This is a genomic window from Ruegeria jejuensis (genome assembly GCF_041537905.1).
Taxonomy (GTDB): Bacteria; Pseudomonadota; Alphaproteobacteria; order Rhodobacterales; family Rhodobacteraceae; genus Ruegeria_C.
This window is the reverse complement of the sequence record NZ_JBGRUO010000007.1, coordinates 160,458-184,990: the sequence shown is the minus strand read 5'-3', so window position 1 is coordinate 184,990 and position 24,533 is coordinate 160,458. Positions and strand designations below refer to the sequence as shown.

21 protein-coding genes are annotated in these 24,533 nt (G+C 58.0%); 11 read left to right on the top strand and 10 right to left on the bottom strand.

What is annotated here, in order from left to right; translation table 11 throughout:
- Positions 1-83: 83 nt before the first annotated feature.
- The 3 genes from AB1E34_RS10760 to AB1E34_RS10750 all read right to left on the bottom strand — a co-directional run bounded on the left by AB1E34_RS10760 (position 84) and on the right by AB1E34_RS10750 (position 4,269).
- Positions 84-1,940 (bottom strand): CHASE2 domain-containing protein, encoded by a 1,857-nt coding sequence (locus AB1E34_RS10760; RefSeq protein ID WP_372572346.1) that lies wholly within the window; start codon positions 1,938-1,940, stop codon positions 84-86.
- Positions 1,934-2,548: a FecR domain-containing protein gene (locus AB1E34_RS10755; RefSeq protein WP_372572345.1), complete on the bottom strand. Its 615-nt coding sequence runs from the start codon at positions 2,546-2,548 to the stop codon at positions 1,934-1,936. The genes AB1E34_RS10760 and AB1E34_RS10755 overlap by 7 nt, the downstream gene beginning before the upstream one ends.
- 209 nt (positions 2,549-2,757) lie before the next feature.
- Complete coding sequence (locus tag AB1E34_RS10750) at positions 2,758-4,269, bottom strand: tetratricopeptide repeat protein (RefSeq protein WP_372572344.1); 1,512 nt, start codon at positions 4,267-4,269, stop codon at positions 2,758-2,760.
- A 399-nt stretch (positions 4,270-4,668) separates the two neighbouring features.
- Here AB1E34_RS10750 and AB1E34_RS10745 point away from each other — a divergent pair, with 399 nt between their 5' ends.
- From AB1E34_RS10745 to AB1E34_RS10735, 3 genes are all read left to right on the top strand, one after another.
- On the top strand, positions 4,669-5,304 hold the full coding sequence (locus AB1E34_RS10745; RefSeq protein ID WP_372572343.1) for an adenylate/guanylate cyclase domain-containing protein: 636 nt from the start codon (positions 4,669-4,671) through the stop codon (positions 5,302-5,304).
- A gap of 107 nt (positions 5,305-5,411) precedes the next feature.
- Positions 5,412-6,026 carry a hypothetical protein gene (locus AB1E34_RS10740; RefSeq protein WP_372572342.1) on the top strand — a complete coding sequence of 205 codons (615 nt, stop codon included), beginning with the start codon at positions 5,412-5,414 and terminating at the stop codon, positions 6,024-6,026.
- A gap of 209 nt (positions 6,027-6,235) precedes the next feature.
- A complete protein-coding gene (locus AB1E34_RS10735) occupies positions 6,236-6,949 on the top strand; it encodes a phage exclusion protein Lit family protein (protein ID WP_372572341.1) in 714 nt (237 codons plus the stop codon).
- A gap of 171 nt (positions 6,950-7,120) precedes the next feature.
- Here the strand turns inward: AB1E34_RS10735 and AB1E34_RS10730 are convergent, their stop codons facing one another.
- The 4 genes from AB1E34_RS10730 to AB1E34_RS10715 form a co-directional block, all read right to left on the bottom strand.
- Positions 7,121-9,559, bottom strand: a complete 2,439-nt coding sequence (locus AB1E34_RS10730) for a GcvT family protein (RefSeq protein WP_372572340.1) — start codon at positions 9,557-9,559, stop codon at positions 7,121-7,123.
- A gap of 41 nt (positions 9,560-9,600) precedes the next feature.
- Complete coding sequence (locus AB1E34_RS10725) at positions 9,601-10,935, bottom strand: MmgE/PrpD family protein (protein ID WP_372572339.1); 1,335 nt, start codon at positions 10,933-10,935, stop codon at positions 9,601-9,603.
- A gap of 75 nt (positions 10,936-11,010) precedes the next feature.
- Positions 11,011-12,060 (bottom strand): GlxA family transcriptional regulator, encoded by a 1,050-nt coding sequence (locus AB1E34_RS10720; RefSeq protein WP_372572338.1) that lies wholly within the window; start codon positions 12,058-12,060, stop codon positions 11,011-11,013.
- 4 nt (positions 12,061-12,064) lie between these two features.
- A complete protein-coding gene (locus AB1E34_RS10715) occupies positions 12,065-13,603 on the bottom strand; it encodes a trimethylamine methyltransferase family protein (protein ID WP_372572337.1) in 1,539 nt (512 codons plus the stop codon).
- Between the two features lie 115 nt (positions 13,604-13,718).
- Here AB1E34_RS10715 and AB1E34_RS10710 point away from each other — a divergent pair, with 115 nt between their 5' ends.
- The 6 genes from AB1E34_RS10710 (at position 13,719) to bktB (ending at position 19,973) form a co-directional block, all read left to right on the top strand.
- Entirely contained in the window at positions 13,719-14,654 is a 936-nt protein-coding gene (locus tag AB1E34_RS10710; RefSeq protein WP_372572336.1) for a LysR substrate-binding domain-containing protein, read from the top strand.
- Positions 14,655-14,912: 258 nt separating this feature from the next.
- Entirely contained in the window at positions 14,913-15,788 is an 876-nt protein-coding gene (locus AB1E34_RS10705; protein WP_372572335.1) for a nitrilase-related carbon-nitrogen hydrolase, read from the top strand.
- Positions 15,789-15,829: 41 nt separating this feature from the next.
- Positions 15,830-16,645 (top strand): 2-hydroxychromene-2-carboxylate isomerase, encoded by an 816-nt coding sequence (locus AB1E34_RS10700; protein ID WP_372572334.1) that lies wholly within the window; start codon positions 15,830-15,832, stop codon positions 16,643-16,645.
- A 186-nt stretch (positions 16,646-16,831) separates the two neighbouring features.
- A complete protein-coding gene (locus tag AB1E34_RS10695) occupies positions 16,832-17,926 on the top strand; it encodes a 3-hydroxyacyl-CoA dehydrogenase family protein (protein WP_372572333.1) in 1,095 nt (364 codons plus the stop codon).
- A gap of 110 nt (positions 17,927-18,036) precedes the next feature.
- Complete coding sequence (locus AB1E34_RS10690; protein WP_372572332.1) at positions 18,037-18,738, top strand: TetR/AcrR family transcriptional regulator; 702 nt, start codon at positions 18,037-18,039, stop codon at positions 18,736-18,738.
- A gap of 53 nt (positions 18,739-18,791) precedes the next feature.
- Positions 18,792-19,973, top strand: coding sequence for a beta-ketothiolase BktB (bktB, locus tag AB1E34_RS10685; RefSeq protein WP_372572331.1), 1,182 nt, complete (start codon positions 18,792-18,794; stop codon positions 19,971-19,973).
- 198 nt (positions 19,974-20,171) lie between these two features.
- On the opposite strand, the gene AB1E34_RS10680 is transcribed toward bktB, so the two are convergent.
- Entirely contained in the window at positions 20,172-21,041 is an 870-nt protein-coding gene (locus AB1E34_RS10680) for an SDR family NAD(P)-dependent oxidoreductase (protein WP_372572330.1), read from the bottom strand.
- Positions 21,042-21,153: 112 nt separating this feature from the next.
- Between AB1E34_RS10680 and AB1E34_RS10675 the strand changes: the two genes are divergently transcribed.
- A complete protein-coding gene (locus AB1E34_RS10675; RefSeq protein WP_372572329.1) occupies positions 21,154-21,945 on the top strand; it encodes an enoyl-CoA hydratase/isomerase family protein in 792 nt (263 codons plus the stop codon).
- Between the two features lie 117 nt (positions 21,946-22,062).
- Positions 22,063-22,566, top strand: a complete 504-nt coding sequence (locus AB1E34_RS10670; RefSeq protein ID WP_372572328.1) for a winged helix-turn-helix transcriptional regulator — start codon at positions 22,063-22,065, stop codon at positions 22,564-22,566.
- Between the two features lie 75 nt (positions 22,567-22,641).
- On the opposite strand, the gene AB1E34_RS10665 is transcribed toward AB1E34_RS10670, so the two are convergent.
- Positions 22,642-23,439, bottom strand: a complete 798-nt coding sequence (locus AB1E34_RS10665) for an alpha/beta fold hydrolase (protein ID WP_372572327.1) — start codon at positions 23,437-23,439, stop codon at positions 22,642-22,644.
- Between the two features lie 92 nt (positions 23,440-23,531).
- Entirely contained in the window at positions 23,532-24,533 is a 1,002-nt protein-coding gene (locus AB1E34_RS10660) for an MBL fold metallo-hydrolase (protein WP_372572326.1), read from the bottom strand.

The following is a 24,533-nucleotide window of genomic DNA, read 5'->3' as shown; positions in this document are numbered from 1 at the left end:
TTCAAACCATTGGCAACTGCCATAAGTTTTATCGGCACCCGTCGTCTGCGGTAGGGTTTGTGATTTAACTGACAGGTGCCGAGCTAGGGTTCGACCGCGATCGGCGGCGGGCCCATCCAGATTTCGATCGGTTCGGCTCGACCGCGAAGCGTGTGTTGGCCGGCGGGGCGCAAACCCATCTGTTCTGCATGCTCGCGCGTTTCCGGATTTGACAGTAGCAGGGCGCTGGACAGAGCAATGGCTGCGCTTTGCGATTTTGCAAAATCCTGCAGGCGACTGGCCGTATTCACCACATCGCCACTAACCGCGAGTTGTTTGTGACGCTTGCCACCGATGATACTGGTTTTGACCGGGCCTGCATGTCCCCCAACCCTTAGGCCGAGACCTGGCCAGTCTGAACATGCGCCAACCGCCGCGTAGAGAGCCTCTATGAAGCGTAGCGCGCGAATTGAATCGTCCGGGCCGGGCTCTGGCAGGCCAAAGACGACCATGGCACCATCTCCGGCAAAATGTGCAATGATACCGCGCTGCGGTTCCAGGGACTGTTCGACAAGCCCGTGAAAAAGCCGCAAGAAGTCAGCCGTGCCTTCGGGGCCGAGCCTCTCGGAATGCGTCGTGAAGTTTGCGACATCGACAAACAACACGACTGCGGGCCGTGCTGAGGCTTCAAAACGCGGGTTAGTCGCATCTGCCAGCCGTTCAACGAGCAGCGGCGATTGATAGAGCGCAAGATTCGCCGCGCGTCGACGATGTTGCACAAGGCGCAACCCGGCTCCGGTACTGGTGCCCAGCAGCAACGAAAAGATCGCCGTGACCCCGTCCAGCCACCACCCGGCGACAAACGCGGCTTGCAGCACAATGGCCAATGCGATGAATACTGTGGCGGTCGCGAGAACCCCCAGCCAAGGCCGGTCCAGCCTCGCCGCGAAGAACCCGAGCGTGCTCGCGATCAGCGCCAATGCGATGTCCCATGACCACGTTAGTGCGTCGTGCCGCAGAAAACGCTGTTCGATCACGTTTGCAGCCAAGGTTGCATGCAACTCAACTCCGGGAAAGGTAGCATCGTACGAGGTCGCATGCCTGTCTCCAAACCCGGTTGCGGTCGCTCCGACAAATATGATCTTGCCCCGCAGGTCCGGATCAGCAAGCTCTGCGAAGGAATAGGTCGGAATCGTACCTGCCTGCCCATAGAAGTTCAGGGGGATGGCCCCCTGCCCGTCTAATGCGATCTGTGTTTCCCCGACTGAAAGACGCCCGCCGGTTGGCGATGACCTCAACTGCAAATCCAGTTCAGAATCTGACGCCTTCAAGGCCGCCATGGCGAGCGAAGGATACCAGATGTTCCCGCCTTGGGTCGCCAGGTACTGCGCCGCGCCAAGTCGGCGAGCTGCCCCATCAGAATCGTGGCGCAGATTTACATGGCCAATCGCCGCCATGCTGCGAAGGGTCTCAGTCGGTCCCAACGCGGGCAGCGGGTTGTCTATTTCGGGGGCAATCACGACTGAAAAGCCGCCACCCTTGAGGTCTTGCAGCTCAGCATCGACAGGAGCCTCGGCCACCCCGAGAACCGCATTGATCCTGGCCAATGCCTCGGCAAGATCACTGTCGCCCGCACGCGGACCAATCAGCAGAAAATCCAACGCAATCGCTGCCGCGCCAGCTTCGGTCGCAACAGACACCGCCTCTGCCAATGCTGATCGAGGTGGCGGAAAGGTTTCGAGCTGTGACATTGCGGCATCGTCAAACGCAATAATTGCGACCCCCGCCGGGGGCGATATAGGGCCACGCGAAAGGAATCTTGCGTCAAGCAGTCGGCCTTCGACACCCTGCCAGAAAGGGCTTCGGTCTCCGGGATGCCAGATCGCGATCAACAGGCTCAACAGCACTACGATCGCCCCGGTGATGCGCCATTCGCGTCGAAACCCGTCCGGTGCTACCATTCCACCCCGAGAAGCACGTCGAACTCCTCAATGCGCGCTTGTCCCCAATGCGCGACCGAACCGATCTCGCCAGAGGAGGATATATCAACACCCTCCCCCGCTCCAAGTTGTGCATCAGCTCCATCTACCGCAACAAAGACCGTGCCCTCTCGTGTGAAAATGGCGCTCGCGCCACTCTCGACTTGCATCGCCCATTCAGTGGAGCGTACAGCGGCGACGGCAGATGGTGTTCTGACCTGGACGCCGCTCCCGTCTTCCGAGGAAAAAAGGAACCCTGCGATGCCGTCGATCAGGCGAAGTCCAAAGGGGCGTGTATCACCATCCAGCAGACCCAGCACATCGATCTCGCTCTCGGGGCCCACGACGACTTCAAGACCACCAGAGCACGCCATGGTGACCCGTGCCTCAGCTTCCGTGCGCAGCTTTGCATTCAACCCTAAGCCCAAACCGTTGACTGCGGATTGGGTCTCTGCGCCTCTGGCAGAAACAACCGCCTGCCCTTCCACGCGTGTCACAATACAGGTTCCTTGTGTTTGAGCAACGACAGGGCAGGCCAAGCCGATCCAGAAACAGGCAAGAAGGACAGCAAGCAAGTTCTTGTGGATCATTGCGGCCTCGCAGCAGTAGGTACACCCAAGAGTGAAGAGTATGAGACGAGAGGTCAACCAATGGCGCCCTTATGTTTCTGGTGCATAGCGGGAGGCTGCTCATTGCGATCAACGTTGGCGTTCATCCCGGGCACAGAAACTTCGCGCAGTACCACGAGTTGGGGGCTGCGCTCGGATCGGGACGGGCAGGAAAGGTTGCAACAGATCCGTCAGCTTTCCGGCACTCCGGCTTTTCGCATCGCATCGAGATAACGGTTGAGGTCCCTTTCATGCTCGAATGGTTCCAACTGTCTGACACGCGCAATGGTGAGATCCGGTTTGACTTTCAAAACGTGTTCCATGGCGTCGCGCGCCTGAGTGTCATTTCCAAGCATGGCATGGCTGAATGCCAGAAGCTCATAGGTTCCCGTGGTCTTGGGATTGCGCTCGTTGAGCAGGTCGATTGACTTCTGGTAATCGCCGGCAACGAAATGGGCCAGTGCAATGTCCCAAAGGTACCATCCCGGATGAAACGGGTTCAACTCGACTGCGGTCTGCATGTAGCTCAACGCCTCATCGGTGCGCCCCCGATAGCTGAGCGCCCAGCCGAGATAAACCAAAAAATCAGCGCCGTTCGGGTTGAGTTCGACCGCACGTTTATATGCCTCAATCGATAGCTCGTGCTCACGCTGGAAAAGATAGACTGCACCCATAGCCCAATGCGCATAGGGTTCGTTCTGATCGGCGGAGAGCGCCCTGTTGGCGAGCCGGGCAGCATTTTGCAAATCTGCATCCGGGTTGTCTGAACGGCCCTCCCAGACATCGGTCACATGGGTCCATGCCGCCATCGCATAAGCCTTGGCAAAGCCCGGGTCGATCTCGACGGCGCGCAGAAAGGCTTCACGGGCCAGCAGATTGTCTTCTGTCGTGAACTTTTCCCAATGAACCATACCCTTGAGGAACATATCATAGGCCTGCAGGTCGCGTGTCGGTAGCTTTGCGACGCGGGCAAGTTCGGCCCTGCGCAACCGACCGTTGGCGGCCTCGACCGGTCCGATCACACCGACAACACGAGTTGCAAGATCGCTCCGTATGCCCAGTAAATCGGTTGCGTCGGGTGAATACCGTTCAGCCCAGATTATTCGGTTGGTGTCGGTTTCGAGCACCTGCATGTTGACCCGCACCTGTTGGTCATTCCACGAGATATCCCCAAAGAGCACATATCTGACCCGGAGCGCCTCGCCGATCTGCTGGGGGCTGGCATTTTCGAACTCCGGCCGGAAGCTGCTATTGGCTGCGATGACGGCCAAACCGCTGAATTGCGCCAGATCGGTCACGATATCCCGGGCCAATGCATCAACGAAGTGGGTCTGTTCCTCGGTCCCACCTCCCAACTCCAATGGCAGCACCGCAACAGAGGGAAGCGCTCTGGTCGGTGGGCCAATTGCGCGCAATCTCGAGGTAACAACTGCCGCGACCACGATAGTGAGCACCACTGCTACGGCGGCAACAAAAAGCACCCGTCTCGGCCCTGGCTGGGCGACTTGTGCCATCCGCTCTGCGGTCTCGATCTTTCGGAGCAATTCGATCTTCGACGATACCCCAGCTTTGCGATAAATCGTGTTGATATGAGTGCGCGCGGTGGATGGTGCGATCCCGAGATCGAGCGCGATTTCCTTGTAACTTTGTCCGGACGCATAGGCCTTGGCGATCTGACGTTCGCGCAATGTCAGATCTGCCATCGGATCGGCAACCTGCAACATCTCATATCCACAATAGCACTAACAATAAGTCTGTATTCTAGCAGAAATACGCCGAGTGCAGTAGCCAAAATACGCTGTTTGCAGGATCGCAAGTTGCCTGAACCTTCTGGAAAATAGAGAGGTATTTCTTCCTTGGCGGTAAGGTGATTGCGATGCGGTTGAACAGACTTTCAGAGATTTTTGTTGCGTTACGCGTACTAGATTCAGCCACGTTCGGACGCGAATTCTTCTGGTCTTTGAGGCGGGGCCGGTCTGCGATCCTGATCGCCTGTTTCGTCATAGCCGCGACAGGTGCAACCAAGGCTACGATACCGACACCCTCCAGCAATTCATCGGTCGCACATTGTTTTTGACCTGTCCGCTCGGGAGGCTTGCCAAATGGAGCGAAGACTTGCAGCCATAGTTGCGGCAGATGTGGTCGGCTATTCGCGGTTGGTGAGAGATGATGAAGAAGCCACACTGGCGGCGCTACGCAGGTTGCGCAAAAGACTGATCGAACCGAGGATCAAGCAGCATCACGGTCGCATCGTCAAGCTGATGGGCGACGGCATTCTGGCAGAATTCTCCAGCGTCGTCGGCGCTGTAACGTGCTGCGTTGAAGTTCAACGAATGCTGGGGGCGCGAGATGCCCGCGAGACGCAGATTGTCTTTCGCATCGGCGTCAATGTGGACGACGTGGTTATTGAGGGAGATGACATTCTGGGAGACGGCGTCAATGTTGCCGCGCGGCTGGAAGCGCTGGCCGACCCGGGTGGCATATGCATATCCGATGTTGTTTATGAGCAGGTTCGCGACCGGTTCGACCTGGTCTTCAGGGACATCGGAAAGCAGAGAGTCAAGAACATCAACCGACCGGTTCAAGCCTGGAAGTGGCCCGCTTGCATTACTGAAATCGATCATCAGCCCGACAAGATCGGAGCGTCCCAAATCTCTGCCGACATACCCTCGATCAAGATCCTGCCTTGTGGCAATATGTTGGGGGTTTCAAGGGAATGGGCCCCCCCTGTTTTTTGATCTGACAGATACTGAAGGTGCAAGCCGTCAGAACCTCTCAGTCGGCCATTTTTTGGTGGTGGCCACCTGCTGTGGTATGATTCCGGTACGAGCCAAAGGATTTGGACATGTTCGAAGATTTGAACCCAATAATTGTCTTCCGTATGTCCGAGCGACTGTTGCTGACCGGTATCGTCATTGTGGTCGCACTGGTAATACTCGTCGGGTTTTGGAAAACCGTGCAGAAAGTGACGATCAAGGATGGCGGCCCGTTGGGCATTGCAGGGTCAATGGCGTTATCGACACCGGTATTCGCACTTGCGACGATCATCTTGTACGCATGGGTCAGCCTCTCTCACCCGATTTCCTATACCGCAGCGTCACCCATGTCCGAGATTACGGCAGATCAGGTCGCAAGCGTTCCTGAAAACCTGTCTGGTCAATTTGTCGGATCGGTCAGCACGCAGACCAGTGCGGAGGCCGCGGCCGAAGTCAGCAGCTATGCGCGCCAACGCACCCGCCACCAGATATGGACGCTGAATTGCATTGCAGACACAACCGCTGTGCGCGCACCCGCCCAAAGTGATCTGACGGCAATCAAACTCCGCCTCATGCAAGAGGTTTGGCACAGTGATTGGGGCAACCGGGTTCAATTTGAAAACTGGGCGCGCAATCCTTCCGAAGGTGCCGCCCCTCCCGCACAGGCTCTTGAGTTCTTTGACGGGAGACATACGGGTTGTTGAAATCAGCCTTTGCCCTTTGTATCTTTTTTGCCTCGGCCGCCGCCGCCGAGGTTGTTTATAGCCCGGCAGATTTGCAGCGTGTGCGTGACCGGGCAATCCCGACAATCGAGAACGTTATGTGGCAGGATATCGTGCCCCGTTTGCCAGGCCAGTTTCGTGATCGCGCCAGAAACGTTCAGCTGATTTTCCCCGAACGCGGCCCGGGCCCCATGTCATTTTATGCAGCGCCGAACAGGCAGGAAATCTATATTCCGTTGACGTCATTGCGGTTTTTTGACGATATCTCGACCCTCCACGCATGGTTTGAATCCCGCAATTGCCCGCAGGAATATATCCAGACTTACCTGGCCGCGCTCCTGCGGGCTGACGAGGACCTGCCCGCGCCACTCATTGCGTTTGGTCTGGATCGTGAAAAGTTGTTTGCCGACAACTACACATACGACCTCAGTGGCAAAATCTACTCGTCAGGTGTGCAGTTCATTCTGGCGCACGAGCTTGGGCATCTATTGCTTGAGCACCAACCTGGAACCGGCGGTGCCGAGAGCCGCCGTCAGGAGGCCGAAGCGGATGAGTTTGCGCTGAACCACTTCGCGAGATTGGGCGGCAATCCGATGGGCATTTTCTGGTACTATCAGGCCGCCTGGTGGCACGATCCGGCAAGCGAAAAAAGTCGGCGGGAGAACACGCATCCGGTCTCGGCCGAACGCATCCGGGCGATGGCCAATCGACTGATTGAGAACCCGCGCGATTTTGCTCATGGAGAGGTCAACCCCGAGCGTGAAGCCAGTCTCGTCCGGCAACTGGGAATGATGACCGCCGCGTTTGCCGACCTGATCGATGACGACAGTTTTCTGACTTGGCTTGCACCTGCGATGTTCAACGACTTCCCGCTATCCGATCTGAAACAGGCCTGCCCGACCTAAGTCTTGCAGCCCCAACAAGTCTCCTTGCGCCTTGAATACGGGCAACTGGTGCATGGGGGCCTGCGGGGCCGATATCGGCCGCCGCATGATGAAGCTTTGCGAGCGCGCGTTCCAAATGTGGACGACGCACTCAGTTAACCCGGCGGCGCAACACCTTCGATCCCATCGGCCCTAGCCGCGCAACCGGGTGCCCTCAGGGTCAAGCGGCGGGTCGCCGAGGACTTTCGCTTGGTGCGCCTTGCCAAGGACCGCTACCTCGACCGCTTGGCCGGGTGTAACGCAATCAGGGCGCAGGTAGGCAATGGCCAGCGATTTTTCGACGTGATACCCGAAAGCACCCGAAGTCACCTGCCCGATTGGCGTGCCGTCCGGCAAGAACACCGGCTCTCCACCCGTCGCGTCGGCGGTGGTTGCGTCGATTTCGATCAGGGTCATCACCTCGCGCGCTGGCTGGTCGCGAACCGTCAACCATGCGTCCTTGTTCAGGAAATCCTTGTCAGCGCGGATCAGCCCGTCAAGGCCGGATTCCTGTGGCCACCATTCAGGTGAATAGTCGCGTCCCCACGACCCGTAGCCTTTTTCGACACGCAGGCTCATTAGGGCGCGGCTGCCGACCGGACCGGCCCCAACATCACGCCCTGCCTCCAGCAACGCCGAATAGAGCGTCATCTGGTCGGACACATCGCAATGCACCTCCCATCCCAGATCGCCGGTAAACGATACCCGTAGCGCGGTGCAAGACACACCTGCGACCGTAATACGCTGGGAACGGAAGAACGGGAATGCTGCGTTGGAAAGATCCGCATTTGTCAGGCGTTGCAGTATGCTACGCGCTTGGGGGCCCGCGACATTGAACCCGGCCATCTGCTCGGTCTTGCTTTCAAACCGGGTCCCCTCTGGCAGGGGCACCTCGCGGAAAAAGCCCTGATGATACCGCTCGGCCATGCCCGAACCGATCACAATAAAGGTTTCTTCGTCCAGACGTGTGACGGTGAAATCTCCGGCAATGCCCCCACGGCGCCCAATCAGCGGTGTCAGGCAGGACCGGCCCGGAAGACGCGGCATCCGGTTGGCGAAAACAGCGTTCAGCCAGTCTTCGGCCCCCGGTCCCGCGACCTCGTATTTGGCAAAGTTCGAGATGTCGATGATGCCTGCATTCTGCCGCAGCATGCGCGCCTCGCGGCCAACACTGTCCCACCAGGGCTGGCGGGTAAACCCGGCACTATCCGGCGTATCGGCATCGAAGTAGAGCGGGTGTTCCCAGCCGTAGTTCAGACCAAAGGTCGCGCCCAGTTCCTTTTGCATGGCGTGGACGGGTCGCGCGCGTACCGGGCGACCGGCCTCGCGTTCCTCTCCCGGGAAGTGGATCTTGAAGCGGTTGGCATATTGATCGGCCACCCGCGCCTTGGTGAAGCCCTTGCCAGCCCAGCTGCCAAAGCGCGCCACATCCCACGCGAACAGATCGAGCGTCGGCTCGCCTTCGACCATCCATTCGGCGGCCAGCTTGCCCACACCGCCCGATTGGCTGAATCCCGGGATCATGCCGCAGGCGCAGAAATAGCCGGGTTTCTCTGGCACCGGGCCCAACAGCAGCGAGGAATCCGGCGACCAGATCATCGGCCCGTTGATCACCCGTTTGATGCCCGACGTTTCAAGCGCGGGCACGCGCGCGATGGCGCGCATCATGTTGTCTTCGATCCGTTCAAGATCGTCGGGGAACAGCTCATGCCCAAAGCCCTGGGGCGTGCCCTGCTCTGCCCAGAACCGTACATCCTTTTCGTAGGCACCCACCAAAAGGCCCTGCCCTTCCTGGCGCAGATAATACTCACCATCGCGATCAGCGACCGACGGGAGACGACGATCCATTGCTGCGATCGCGTCGATCGTTTCGGTCACAAAATACTGGTGTTCTGTTGGCAGCAGCGGCAGTTCCAGCCCGGCCAGCGCGCCGACTTCGCGGGCCCAAAGCCCTGCGGCGTTGATCACCCAAGGCGTGCGAATGTCACCGGCATCGGTCCGTACGATCCAGCTGCCATCAGGTTGCGGTTCGGTGCCGGTCACGGGAGTGAAACGATGGATGGCCGCACCATATTGCCGCGCACCCACCGCGTAAGCGTTGGTGACACCCGAGGGATCGACGTTCCCGCCATCTGGTTCGAACATGATGCAGCGCACACCGTCAAAATCAACGAGCGGGTGCAGGCGCTCAGCCTCATCGCGGCTGACCTCATGGAAGTTCATGCCATAGCGTCGCGCCTTGGCTTCTTGCAGGCGCAACTGTTGTTCGCGCGCCTCGGTCTGGGCCAGGTACAGGGAACCGGGCTGAAAAACGCCGCAGCTTTGGCCTGTCTCAGCCTCAAGTTCCTTGTACAGCGACATCGTGTAGTGCTGCATGCGGCTGATATTGCTGCTGTCATGCAGGCCGTGGATGTTCGCCGCCGCGTGCCAAGTCGACCCCGAGGTCAGCTCTGAACGTTCCAGCAACACGGCATCCGTCCACCCCAGTTTTGCGAGGTGGTACAGGATCGAGCATCCGATCACGCCGCCACCGATGACGACAGCCTGCGCATGGCTTGGCAATTTGGTTTCTGATGTCTTGGTCTGAGTCATGGCGCGTCGCTTCCTTGCTGCGATGTCTTGGGCTTGATCGCTTAGGCGATGTTTCGAGGTGCTGATGTGAGATCGATAAGTTCGGAGATTCCGCTGCCTTCGCCCAGACGCGAGACAGCGGCCTTTATGGCCCCTGCCCGATCAGGCCCCAGGGTCGGAATGGCATAGGCGTCAAATTTGGCTTCGACCTGTTCTTGACTGATAGGCGCTTCGGGATCACCGATGGCTTCGGTTGGGCCAGAGACAACCGTGCGCCCGTCCTTCAATGTCAGGGTCGCGCTGGCGATGCGGCGCGCCGGGAATGCCTCGTTGAACTCTGCGCTTTCGCAGACGCCCATGGTGTTGGACAGCCGCAGTATCTCGGGGTCGGAGAAACTCTCCTGCGTCAGGTCTGCGGGTGTCACATCCCCGCGCACGGCGGCCACGGCGGCCGGGTAGGCGGTCGAGTATTGTGCCTCTTCCGTGGATTTCGGGTGCCGCGTGGCAAGGCGAAGCGACTGATGAAAGGTGGTGATGTCGATCCGTTCTATGTCGCTTGACTTTAGCCCGTGTTGGGCGCGCAGGTTCAGCACCGCCTGTACGGGTGGCTGGGCCCAGCGGCAAACCGGGTAGGCCTTGAAATACTGCTCCGAAATGCGCCAGGTCTGACCCAGATCATCCCACAGATCGGACAGATCGGCGGCTTCGACCGTTACCGCAGGGGCGCCGGTGAAACCGGCCTGCGCCAGATAGGCCGCAGAGACGCCCGCCATCGTGCCCCAGCCCGACCCGTCCTTCAGCATCGTCGGATGATCAATGCACCGCATCATCTGACTGCGGGGTCCGTGATATTCGGCTATGCCAATCGCATGGCGGGTTTGTTCCGGGGTCAGGTTCAGTATCCGCGCGCCCAGAGCGGCGGTAGCCAGTGCAATCCATGCGCCTGAAGTGTGGTAATCCGGCGCCGACCGATGCAGCGCAATCCCGGCGCGCGTTCCGATCTCGTATCCAATGACCAACGAGGTCAGAAACGCGCGGTCATCCTCCAGCCCTTCGGCCTCGGTCAGGGCAAGCAGCGCGGGCAAAACACCGCAGCCGGTATGGCCCTTGGTCAACTTGTGACCGTCATGACCGTCCAGCGCGTCGATCGTCATGCCCCCAGCCAATGCGGCGCCTGCAGGACTGACGGCGCGGCCATCAAACAGTATGCGCGCCGAGCGATGGCCCGGACCGAACTGCGCGGCTGCGTGATCGCATATGATCTGTGACAACTGCGTGCCGCGACCTCCGGCAGCCACGCCCAGCAAATCCAACAGCCAGCGCCGTGCCCAGACCTTGATCTCTTCGGGTAACGCCTCATACGTGGTGTTTGTCAGGAACGATTGAACTGGACCCATTGTGTTATCCCGCTGTAACGATCTGTCCGCGCAACTCAGGCGAAATCGACGCTCGCTTCGATGATGTCGCTTCAATCATGCGCGCGTGACCCTTTCTGTCGCAGGCTTTGCATTACCTTGTCGCAATGCCTGCGGCGTGGCGTTGAACCGGCGGCGAAAGTGTTTGGACAGCAAACTGTTTGATCCAAATCCTGTGGCAATCGCGATTTCCGACAAACGCATATCGGTCTGCAACAACAACTCATGGGCACGCTCCAGGCGCATGTTGTCGAAATAGCGTTTTGGTGAGGTGTCTAGATACCGTGCGAACAGACGTTCGAGCTGACGCTGAGAAAGGCTTAGGAGGTCGGCAAAATACTCGATACTTGGCGGATCATCGATGCATTTCTCCATCTCGGCAATTGTTTTGCGCAACTTGTCATGACCGAGATGGGAAAGAGCCGGATGCGTGCTCTCAGTCAGGCGTTGCAGTCGCTGCTGCGCGGCATAACACAATTCGTCGGCGCACACCCGGACGATGTCCTCGCCACACTGTTCTTCAATCAAGCACAGAGCCAGATCGATGCCCGACGTCGCGCCCACAGCAGACATCACCCGTTCATCAACGACAAATGGGCGCTGGCACAGATCCTGATCGGGGTATTTTTCGGTGAACCCGGCGCGATAGCGCCAGTGGACCGCAATAGTTCTGTTTTGAGTGCAGCCCGCCATGGTCAGAAATTCGATGGCCTCACCTAGGGCGCCGATCCGACCGCCGTGGCGCACGAAGCGATGCAGAGCGCTGCGTATCCAGAAGCTGGCGCTGGCATCGGAATTCTGCGGACCCGCGCCGCTCAGGATCAAAGTGGCCTGGCCAGATACCCGCTCTGCCATAGGCTTGGTTGGTATGGCCATGCCGCAGGATGAATGCACGGGCGCGCCATCCTCAGACGCCATCAGCCAGCTGAACTGCGCACGCCCCAAAATGCGATTTGCTGTGGCCAGAGTTTCGCAGAACCCGCTGGTGGCCAACATCGAAAACCCTGGCAGCAACAGCATTGTCACCTGCACCGGCCTTTCATGCTGTGGCTTGCTTGGCGAGACTTTCCTGTACTCTTCAATCGTGTTGGCGACTTGCGTGTTCATCGCCCTAGGGTTCCTGTGTGCCAATCTGCTCGCGGCGGGTTATGACGTATGCTTCGAGTTCCTCGCGAACAGCTTCGTCCATAGGCGGGGCTTCATAATCTTTCAGAGCCTGCTGCCAGATTTCCGTCGCACGCGTCAGAGCATCCTTGGAACCCGCCTTCTGCCAGTTCTCGTAATTCTGCCAGTCGGACAGGATCGGTTGGTAAAATGCGGTCTGGTAGCGCGCCATTGTGTGCGCTTCGCCAAAGAAATGCCCGCCGGTTGGAACTGCCTTGATCGCGTCCAGTCCCAGTTCCTCTTCCGAGAAGTCCAATGGGCGCAGGAATTCTTTCATGTTCTGAATGATTTCTACATCAAGGATGAACTTCTCAAACGATGCCGTCAGGCCGCCTTCCAGCCAACCGGCGGCGTGATAAACCAGATTGGCCTGCCCCAGAACCGCACCCCATGTGGACATCATCGTCTCGTAAGCAGCTTGCAGGTCGACGCAGTTCGAGGCATTTGCGTTCGAGGTACGGTACGGAATCCCGTATCTCCGGGCCAGTTGTCCTGCAATAATGTTGGCCTTGGTGTTTTCGGGTGTCCCGAAGGCCGGCGCGCCCGAGCGTAGATCGACATTTGACGTAAACGCACCATAGAGCACCGGCGCGCCGGGGTTAACCAGTTGGGTCAACACAACGCCGAACAACGCCTCTGCGTTTTGCTGCGCCATGGCAGCGGGAAGCGTGACCGGGGTCATCGCACCCATCAAAGTGAACGGCGTGATCGAAACCGGCTGGCCATGTTCTGACATCGCGATCAACCCATCGGTCATCGCCTCGTCCAGCAGCCGTGGAGAATTGACCGATATCACCGTAACAACGCCGGGCGTCTCTCGCATTTGGTCGACAGTGATCCCACGGCTGATCGCCATCATGTTGATCCCGTCCATGGCCCGCCCCCGCCCGATGGCGGTGCAGTGAAAGGTTAAATCGCTTAGCGTCAGATTGGCGAGATATGTATCAAGATGGCGTGTGTTTGAGGGCAGCTCCATCGGAGCGACCACCTGATTGCCGATGATATTGACGGCGTTGAAGTGGTGCGCCAGACGGATGAAGTTGCAATAATCCTCGTGATTGCCCGGGCGTCTGCCATTGATACAGTCATGGGTGCTGGGCGGGCCTGCCACCAGGCCGAAATTTATCGAGGTGCCCCCCATCTCGATGGTTTTCGCCGGGTTGCGCGCAACCATGTCGAAATGGGTCGGAACGGTTTTAAGAGCCTCGTTGACCAGTGTCTCGTCGATACGGATGGTCATGGTGTCGCGATCCACGATAGCGCCCGCGGCTTCGAACAAGTCCATGACCTGGATACTCATCACCCGGATGCCAGCCTCTGACAGGATCCGCATGGAGGTATCGTGGATGGCCTGCATCTGTTCTTCGTTGGCCACATTTAGCGGCGCATAAGGGGAACGTGACTGGCTCCACCCAAGCTGGGCTATCTGTTTGCCTGCGCGCGCAGAAACGCCCCTGCGTCCACCCTTGCGTCGTTCCGTTCCCATAGCTGCGCTCCCTCGTTCGAATGCGCCCTCCAATAACTTGGCTTCGGCGCGTTGACACATGAGCAATATCACCCCTATGACCAAAGAAATTTTAGGTCATGAGTGAGTTGTGACGATGAAAGACCTTCCGCCACTGAGTTACCTGCGATCCTTCGAGGTTTCCGCCCGGCACATGTCTTTTACGGATGCCGCTACCGAGATGAACCTGACGCAAGCCGCGGTCAGCGGTCACGTGCGGGCGTTGGAGCAGTTTATCGGGGGGCCATTGTTCAATCGCCACCCGCGCTCCTTGTCACTGACAAGTCTGGGCAAGGCGTATTTGCCCAGCGTGCAACAGTCACTCGAAAACATCGAACAGGCGACCAAAGCCATCTTGAAGGGGCGGGGACGGGAACGGGTCGTGGTTTCCTGCCCGATCTCAGCGGCAGAGACATGGATGGCGGACCTGCTGACGCAGTTTTCAGACCTGCATCCAGAAGTTCAAATCACGATCCATGCCCGGATCTGGGAGGACGAGGTGCAGGAAGTCGCAGACATCGTGGTGACCGATGTGCCCAGCGAAAAGCTGTCCCGCGATCTGCTTGTTTTGTGGCAGGACCGGTTTGCCATCGTCGCATCGCCGGACTTTCGTGTGGACGGCCTGCCTCTGACAACCCCGTCCCAGTTGTCTGCGTCGCGATTGATCCATAACCTCGGACGCCCGGAAGCCTGGTATCTGGCCGCCGCTCAACTCGGACAGCCACATATGAGACTGTCCGAAGATTACCAGTCAAATACCTACAGTATGGCGATAAGGTTGACCGAGAGGGGACTGGGTGTGGGCATCGTGCCGTCGCTTCTGGCGCGATCCAGATTGCGAAGTGGTCACTTGGTGGCCCCTTTCGGCCTCAGTTGTGAGACAGGGCGTGTAACCGTGCTGTCAGACCCCAGCCTGCTGAACTCAAAGCCTGCCCGCGAATTGCATGATTTTCTGATCAAGGGAACCGCGCGGATCAGAAGCGAGCTTGATACCGCGCCTGAAACCGATCCCTGGCGATGCCAGTCTGGTTGAGCGTACGCGGAAGCCCACCGCAGGGCAGCGCATCAACCGACCGCGGCCCCCGGAACAACCTTTGAAGCTGCTTATTGGGCTGGGACGAAACAGCCCGACCAATGCTGCAAAGCCTGGAATGCGGCTATCTGCGATCTGACAGGTCTGAGTTGTTTGGCGGAATTGCACAACCGGTTGTCGGGAGTGGGCAATCTGTCTTGAGCTGACAATCGTAGATCGAAGCCTGAGCAGGGTCAGGATCGTCGAAGGAGCAGGTCAATGTTGGCAGTGGAAAAATTGACAGTTGGTGCAGCTCAGTTTGCCAGTGCAATCGGGGACGTTGGCGTCAACATCGACATTCATCTTGACTGGATAGAAAAAGGGCGCGTGGCAGATTTGGATTTGCTGGTGTTTCCAGAACTGTCCCTCACTGGTCACTACGGCCCGAAAAACCTGCTAGGAGCCGCAATGGACCGTCAGGACGCGCGGCTCAGGAAACTGGCAGAGGCCGCAGGCCCAATGGCGGTGACCGTTGGCTTCATAGAAGAGGGACCTGCCGCGCAATTCTACAATTCGGCGGCCGTGTTGAAAGATGGCAAACTTGTTCACCTGCACCGAAAGATCAACATCCCGAACTACGGCAAACTGGAAGAAGGAAAACACTATGCCGCTGGCCGGTTTGTAGAGACATTTCCGGTGGTTGATCGCTGGAACGCGGGATTGCTGATCTGTGCGGATGTTTGGAACCCCGCGCTGGCGCATCTGGCCTTTCTGCATGGCAGCACGATGCTGCTCTGTCCGGTGAGTTCCGGCATTGAAGCCGTTGGCGCCGATTTCGACAATCCCAGCGGTTGGGCTGTGACATGCCGGTTTTATGCGATGATGTATGGCGCTCCGGTCATTATGGTCAATCGGACCGGAACCGAACATGACCTCCATTTCTGGGGTGGCTCGCGTATCATCGACGCATTTGGCAATGAGCTTGCAGTTGCAGGCGATGGCGAAGAATTGATCACCGCAACCTTGGACTATGACGTGGTCAGGCGCGCGCGGCAGATTTTGCCGACCGTCCGCGACAGCAACATAGATCTGGTGCTTCGTGAAACCCAGCGCCTAGCTGAGACGCTGGGTGTTCCCGAGTTCATTCGCACCTGATAGAAACGGTCGCTTTTATCAAGATAACCTATCAGCCGATCATGGGGCTCAAACTCTTGCTGAAGCGAAACCTTGCAGCTATCAAAGGCGTGTCCAAATCATCGCAAGAAAAACGCGCCAGCCATAAAGGCGGACGGTCCGAAGTCACGCCGAATGACCTTGGAAAAGCGCGCGAGCGATCTGAAAACCGAAGCCTTATCGAGATGGAATACAGTAGTTCTCAGACACGTGCCTCGACACAGGCGATCGATCTTTTTTGGTCCGTCCGTTCGCCGTTCTGTTATCTTGCCATAGCCCGCCTGCGGGAACTTGGCCGCCGCCATCAAATCAACCTGCGCCCGGTGCTGCCGCTCGCGCTGCGGAGCCCGGTCGTTCATGATCCGAAAAATCATGTGAAACATCAGTACAACTACATGGACGCTGCGCGGGTGGCTGACATGCTGGGCTATCCTTTCTCCCGTCCCGACCCGGATCCGCTAACCCCGGATCCCGCGACAAACGAAGCCCGAGCGATTGCCCTGACAGGACGATGCGTCGTGGCGCACCGTTTCGGATGCGGGCTTCAATATGTCGAAGCGTTGTCGAATCTTCTGTTTGCCCAGAGCGCCGACTGGATACATGATCTGGATCAGGTGACGATCGCGTGTGGTCTCAATCCCGCTCTCTTCGACGAATACACGAACGAACACCTAAGCGATATCAGCGCTGAGATCGAAAACAATCAACAAGCTCTGGGCAGCAGCGGTCATTGGGGCGTTCCCCTGATGGTCTTCAACGGCGAGCCCTTCTTTGGACAAGACAGGATTGACCTGCTCGCCTGGCGGCTGGACAGAACCTTGGGTAACACGAGCAATTGATCCAACGCGAGCCCGCATTGCAGGCGCGCTGGCGGGACAGCTAAGTCACGACATACCGCCGCCACGGGCTGTTGCGCGGTAACTCTCCAGGTCTTGAGCAGGAGTGCAAGTCAGCAGGCGCAATGAACGCCACTTGCAAAACGAGCGTTCGTTCGATAATCAGGGCGAACACTGAGGGAGGCACTCATGAAAATTCAATCCGTTTCGATTATCGGCGCAGGGACTATGGGTGGTGGGATTGCCATCAGTTGCATGGCCGCTGGGCTTAAAACGCGCGTGATAGACACCAACGCGGACGGGTTGGCCGCGATGCAAAAACGCATAACGCGCTTCTTTGATCGCAAGGTTGAAAAAGCGCAGATGCGTATTGAAGACGCGAGCCATGCCCTGTCCTGCCTGAGCGTATCCCAGGACATAGGCGACACGAGCGGTGCCGATTTGATCATCGAAGCCATCTTCGAGGACCTCCAGGTCAAGCGCGACCTGTTCGAGAAGCTCTCGGGACATCTCGGCGCAGACACGATTGTTGCTACAAACACCAGCGCCCTGCGCCTGTCCGACCTCGCCAGCGCCCTGCCGAATCCCGAGCGGTTCCTGGGCCTGCACTATTTCAGCCCGGCCGAAATCAACCCGATCGTGGAACTTATCGCAGGTCAAGACACCAGCCCAGATGTCCTCAGCAGTGCGTCAGCTTTTCTGGAAGATACGGCCAAGACGACCATTCAGTGCAAAGACGCCAGTGGCTTTGCAATCAACAGATTCTTTTGCCCATATACGAATGAGGCCGTTCGCATTCTGGATGATGGCCTGGCCAATACTGCGCAGATCGATCAGATCGCCTGCGACACCTTTGGGCTGGCGCTGGGTCCTTTTGCCGTGATGAACATCATCAAGCCCCGCATCAATCTGAACGCTGTGCAGAACCTGTCAGGGTTGGGCCCATTCTACGAGCCGGCAGACGGTCTGAAGCGCGTTGGCGCAACGGAAGAAAACTGGCCTATTGCATCCGAAGCGGATGAGCTTACCGAAATTCAGGCCCAGATTATCCGAGATCGCCTTATGGGTGCTGTATTTTTTCCGGTTCTCCAGGCCATTGAAGAGAATGTCGCAGCGCCCAGCGATTTCGACAAAGGAGCCCGGCTGGCCCTGCGATTTGAACGCCCGCCTGTTGCACTCATGAAGGAACTTGGCCGGGACCGCGTAACTCAGCTCGTATCAGACATCGCCAAAGCATATCAGATGACCCTACCGCAGTCGGCGCTGAACACGGTGTTTGCCTGATCAGGTTGCCATGCGAGCGAGCGCCCGATATCCAGAATGGGACATACCCTTTGCCGTTCAGAGTGCAAATCACCTCTCGGTAAAGTTCGGAGTTTCGAAGGAGATCCCAAGTGTTGACCACTAAGCAACATTCGTCCGAGGCCTTGTGCCGATCAATCCTTGCGCATAACAGCGATACGATCTCGGTTCGAAAGCCGGGTATTGCCATCAAGAACCTCACCGTCATTATCGAAGCGGCCCTGAAACTGTCCAACGGCAAAGGGTTTCAAGCCATGTCGCTACGGGACTTGTCGAAAGAGGCCGGGATGTCGATGGGAGGGCTTTATGCCTATTTCGACAGCAAGACGACCCTTCTGAACATGATCCTGACCCAGGTGACGACCTCGGTCGGTGATGTTCTGAACAACCCGCCGGCTGAGGTGACGGATGACCCCATTGCCCATCTGGATTGGCTAATCGAAGCGCATATCCGCCTGACCGAAGAGATGCTTGCGTGGTTCGCCTTTTCTTTCATGGAAGCCAAGAGCTTTCCGCCAAAGGAGCGGAAAATCGCGATCAACAGCGAAATCATGACCGAAGAGATTTTTGCCGATGTCATCTTCCGCGCCCAAGAGCAAGGGTTGCTGCGCGAGGATGTGTCGCCCTTGCTGCCGTCGTTGATCAAACCGCTTTTGCAGGACTGGTACGTCAAGCGTGCCAAATACCGCAAGCGGGGTGTCTCGGTGTCGGAATATGTTCGCACCGTACAGCATTTTGTACGCGCGGCCTGCCTGCCGCTGGACCAGCTTCGTGGAGAATCGTCTGTAAACTGACGCGCTCGGTGCGGGCCTAGCCCGATGCCTGCGTTGCAACCTAAGGAAACATCATGACCAAGTCTGTCTACATTACATCCGGCGTCCGAACGGCCGTCGGGACATTTGCTGGATCGCTTTCGGGCCAGTCCCCCTGCGATCTTGGCACCGCAGTTGCGGCCGAAGCCATCAACCGCGCCGGGATCAAAGCGCAGGATGTCGAACAGACCGTGCTGGGCAATGTCATGCACTCACATCCCGAGGACATGTACATCAGCCGGGTTGTCGCGATCCGCGCTGGCGTGCCCGAAACCTCGCCAGCGCTGACACTGAACCGGTTGTGCGGATCGGGCCTTCAGGCCGTTGTCAGCGGGGCGGAGCAGGTCATGCTGGGCAATGCGGATGTGGTGCTGGCGGGCGGCGCGGAGTGCATGAGCCGGGCCGGACACCTGATCACACAGGCTCGGCATGGCCAGAAAATGGGTGATGTAAAAGCGCTGGATATGATGATCGGGGGTCTGACAGACCCCTTCGGCAACGGCCATATGGGCATGACCGCCGAGAACATCGCGGACCGCAAGGGGATCGGCCGCGAAGCGCAGGACGCCTTTGCATTGGAATCCCATCGCCGCGCGAGCAAAGCCATCGAGGAAGGCCGCTTCAAGGAGCAAATCCTGCCGATGACGATCAAGCGCGGGCGCAAGGAATTTGTTTTTGACACGGATGAGCACGTCCGCGCGGACATCACGATGGAAGGTCTGGCCAGTCTGCGCCCCGCATTCCGCAAAGACGGAAGCGTGACCGCCGGGAATGCCAGCGGCATCAACGATGGTGCCGCCGCCGTGACCCTGATGTCCGAAGAGAAGATGACGGCCAAGGGCGCGAAGCCTCTGGCGCGTATCGTGTCCTATGGTCTGGGCGGTGTGGCCCCTGAAATCATGGGCATGGGGCCGGTTCCGGCAACTCGGCAGGCCCTGCAGCGAGCCGGGCTGAGCGTGTCGGATCTGGATGTGATCGAAAGCAACGAAGCCTTTGCGGCCCAGGCTTGCGCGGTTTCCCAAGATCTGGACCTATCCTCGGACAAGGTGAACCCCAATGGCGGTGCCGTTGCGCTGGGTCACCCCATCGGTGGATCGGGGACAATCATCCTTGTCAAATTGCTGCACGAGTTGCAGCGCATTCAGGGGCGCTATGGCCTTGCCACTATGTGTATTGGCGGCGGACAGGGCATCGCTGTGATTGTCGAGCGCACATAAAACGGAAAAGCTGCGCCCATGTTGGCGCAGCGCCAATCACGCCAAAATTCACAAACGGGTGCCTAGCGATGGACCGCGCACAATTTCACGAGGCGGACAAAGACGCACATTTCTGACACCCAAAAACGCAACGGCCCGGACAATTGTCCGGGCCGTCTGACTTGAAACATTCTAAGAGCCGCCCTGCGTATCAGAGCCTCAGCGATAGCTTGAAGGAAAGCCCATACGCTGTGTCATTTTCTTGTCGACCAACCGCTGCGGCAGAATCCGGGGAAGTAGCCAGTCAGCAAGGTATTTGGCAACAACCGCAAAGCGGGTTCCCTTTTCTTTGCCTTCAAGAATATCCACGACCTTTCCCGATACCTCAGAAGGTTCAAGACCCGTTTCGCCCAATTGCTTGGCCGCGGACCGGATGCCTACAAAGGTGTCGTAGTATTCCGTCCCTTTGTATTGTTCGATGTCGAGGTTATCTGACTTTTGCCAGATCGGGGTCTTTACGGCACCAGGTCCCACGGTCACGACGTCGATCCCATGGCCTAGAAGCTCACGCCGCAACGCGCCCGAGAACGCCTCTACTGCATGCTTTGACATGGAGTAGGGTCCAAAAATCGGCATCGCGATTTCGCCGTGCACCGAGCTCATGTTGATGATCCGACCGGGCGCGCCCGAAAACGCGGGATCGGCGCCAAGAAGAGGGATGAAAGCCTGGGACACACGCAGCAGCCCATACACATTCACATCAAACTGAAACTTCAGCTCGTCCACGGGCAAATAGCGCAAAGGCCCTGCCACCGCGACGCCGGCATTATTCACCAGACCGGCCAAAGTGCGCCCATTCAGGGCTTTGGCCACCTGATCCGCAGCAACTTGGATAGCCTCCGCATCGGTGACATCGAAAATCAACGGCGTGAAGCGGTCCTGGAACTCGGCCGAGAGTCGGTTTGCATCTTCCGGCTTTCGCACGCTCCCAAAGACATGAAACCCGTTTCGCATCAGATCAGATGCGATGGCATGCCCCAACCCGGTGGACACACCCGTAACAACAACAGACCGATCAACGGATGACATGACTACGCTCCTTCTTCTTTGCACAGAATTTCGTATGCATTAGCAAAGCGATGGTTGCATTACAATACCAAAACTGCTAGGCCCGCCGAAAGTGTTAAACCGGAGGAATAAGATGCCTGCACTTGAATACACTAACGAAGGCGGTTTCGCGCAAATCACCATCGACAACCCGCCCCAGAACAGACTGGGAAACGAAGTTATGGCAGCGTTTGGCGCCGCCATTCAGGACATGATGGGGCGCGACGATACCCGTGTTCTGCTGGTCAAGGCAAACGGCCCCGATTTCGGCTTTGGCGGCGATGTCACCAACTGGGATGGCGTCAGCGAAGAAGCGTTCTCGGCCATGATGGCGCAGGGTTTGCCGCTGGTGAATGCGTTTGAAGACCTGCCCTTCCCGATCGTCTTTGCCATCCAGGGTCACTGCATGGGCGGCGCTTTCGAGCTTGCATTGCGCGGCGACATCATCATCGCGGCAGACGACGCCAAATTTGGCCACCCCGAAGCAACCGTTGGTGTGTTCACCTTCCTCGGCGGCGTGCAGCGCGTGGCGGAACGTGTCGGCCGGACGCGCGCCATGCAATGGGCGCTGACGGCGGAACTGGTTGGGGCGGAAGACGCGCTGACCTATGGCCTGATCAACGAGGTGGTCCCTGCAAGCGAACTCGGCGCTGCTGCTGAAAAGTGGGTACAGAAACTGGGCAACGGCCCGACCAAAGCCCATGCTACGCATAAGAAACTGATGCGTGCCTGGTCCACCGGTGGGATCGAAAAGGCGGACGCCATGATGCCAGAAATGGCTGGTAAAATGCTGCATACCGAGGACGCTCAAGGTAGCCTCGTCGGCGCGATCAATGCCGTAAAAAGCGGCCAACCCCGGCCCGCTTACCCCTTTAAGGGCAAATAAACCCGAAAGGTGCGGAACACCTGTTCCGCACCTTCAACCAGCTTTCCAGTTCAGTGGATGTTCACTATTGTCGTTTCCTTGACAGACTTTGACATCCCCAAAATGACCGGATGGATCATGACACGTAAATCACTTGCCGATGTTAATTGCAGTTGGGCGCAGGCCGCTGAAGCGGTTGGAGACAAATGGTCGACCATGATCCTGCGGGATGCGTTCTTTGGTGTCAGGACCTTCACCGCGTTTGAAAAAAGCATCGGGATTTCCAAGAACATCCTGACACAGCGACTGCAACATCTGCAGGACCATGGAATCCTTGACAAGATTCCGGTAGGCGTTGGCACGACGCGCACCGAATACCGGTTGACCGACAAGGGTCGCGGCTTGCTGCCCGTCATGATCGCGATGGCGCAATGGAGCGACCAATGGGTGTTTGGCGCTGACAAGGCCCCATTTAGATATGTGGACCGTGAAACCAACAGCGATGTGAAACCATTGAAAGTGATTACCGAAAGCGGGCGCGAGGTAGAATTGGACGACCTGACAATTCTTGACGGTCCGGGCGCCAACGACGCCAATCGGCTGGCCGTCGCTGCGATTCAGAAAGCTGAAGGCAAGCACTAAACCCAACATATGCCGAGCAGTGGGTGTCCCCGGCTTGAACGGCCGGGGATTTTTGTTAGCTGCAACGCTGTTTGGCTACAGGAAACGCTCCATCGCTTCGGTCACAACTGCCGGTGCCTCTACAGGCGAAGAGTGGCCGCTTTTTTTCACGGTTTTCAGGATTGAGCCGGGAATGGCCTTGTTCATCGCCTGCGCTTCGTGAACCGGCGTGGGCGTGTCTTCTTCGCCCACGACGATAAGCGTTTCGGGATAGGACGAAAGCCGCCGGATATCCTCAAGCACATCGCCCCGGAAGAAGATGGCCTTGCCAAACGCATGGATCGAGCGCTTGTCCAGACCGCCCATATAGGTCTTCCAGTACTGACGTTCCGTTTTCCGGGCGGGATCGGTCAGGAACTCCTTGGCGAACAGGTTTTTCATCGCCTGCCCGACCAGAGGACGCAGCCCCAGAAGCTTCAGCATGAACAGCAGGAACTTGAACTCGCGCAGCTTCGCCGTCGGCTCAGGCCGCGCGCTGGTGTCGATCAGCACCAGCTTCTTGATCAAGTCAGGGCGTTTCAACAGCAACCGCAGCCCAACAAATCCGCCGGTCGACATACCTGCAAAATGAACCGGCCCGCCGACTAGCTTTTCGATCAGTTGCTCGGCATCGCTGACCAGATCGGCAAGCTCGTAAGGCTGGCGGCACGGGTCGCTGTCGCCGTGGCCCCGGTGATCAAAGGAGATGACCCGAAAGCGCTTGGACAAGGCGTCGATCTGATGGCGGTACATCTGGTGGTTCATCAGGAAACCATGAGAGAAAACAAGCGTCTCTTCACCCTGCCCTACATCCTGATAATGAATCGAGCGACCGTTGATTTCGATATTCGGCATGGTTCTCCCTACTTTCTTGCCACTGCAATCCGGCGGCCAGTCGCTGCATAATAGCGCCCTCGCCACAATTGTGGCGGGGACGTTACGTAAGATTAATCAAGGTTGTAAGCCTTCTTGAACGCCTCATAACGCTCTGCATCGATGCGCTGAATCTCCTCTTCGCTCGCCCCTTCGGGGAATTGCGCGGCAGCCGGGTTGAACGAGATGTTGCGCATTTCCTTGAAGTTGATCCAGCTGCCAATATAGAGTGCCGACTGGTGCTGCATATCGGGATAGATTGCCAGCATCTTGCCAATCAACTCTTCCGAGTTGTTGCTGTCTGCAATCGCCGGTTCATAGGCGTTCAGATAGTCCAGCGTATGGGTCAACGCCCCTTCGGCGGTCAGGTTGTCCAGATCGGTTTTCAGCATGTGGCCCGGCACTACGATATCAAAGTCACGCGCAAGCCAGTCTTCGATCTGGGATTTCCAGATTTCCCGGCTTTCCTTGGTGCTTCCGCCCAGGAACACATGCGCATTGTAGTAGACGATATCGCTGGGCAGCAGCGCATTCAGCGACGGGATGTGCAGGGCGACGTGGGGCTCGTCCGGTTCTGCGATCCCCACATCACCGACCAGATCCTTCCAGATCTCGATTGTGTGGCCGTCGATCTCGATGGTGTCTCCCTCATAGGGCTCAGCCGGTATTGACGTCAGAGCGTTTTCCTTATGGCGGGCCGCCGCTGCGGCATCGTCAATCGGGATACGGTGGGTCTGTACGGCTGCAATCTCGGGCGTTGAGATGAACTTGGCATCGGGGAAGCGTTCCAGCAGCACGCTTGCGCCCTGCGAATGGTCCAGATGCGGGTGCGACAGGAAAATATACTCCAGATCCAACCCCTTGCTGTCGATCAGATCGGCCAGTCGCTCAGCCGACGACCGTGTGCCTTGCGCCGACATGACCATCATTTCCGTCGGGCCCATGATCAGAGCCGAAGTGACGTTGATCTCGTTGGGCTCCGAGACAAAGATTTCCAGCTCCAGCCCGTCGGCCAGAGAAGCTCCGCCCATTAGCGACAGGGCCGTTGCAGCAACGAAAGTCGTCAGTTTTTGCAT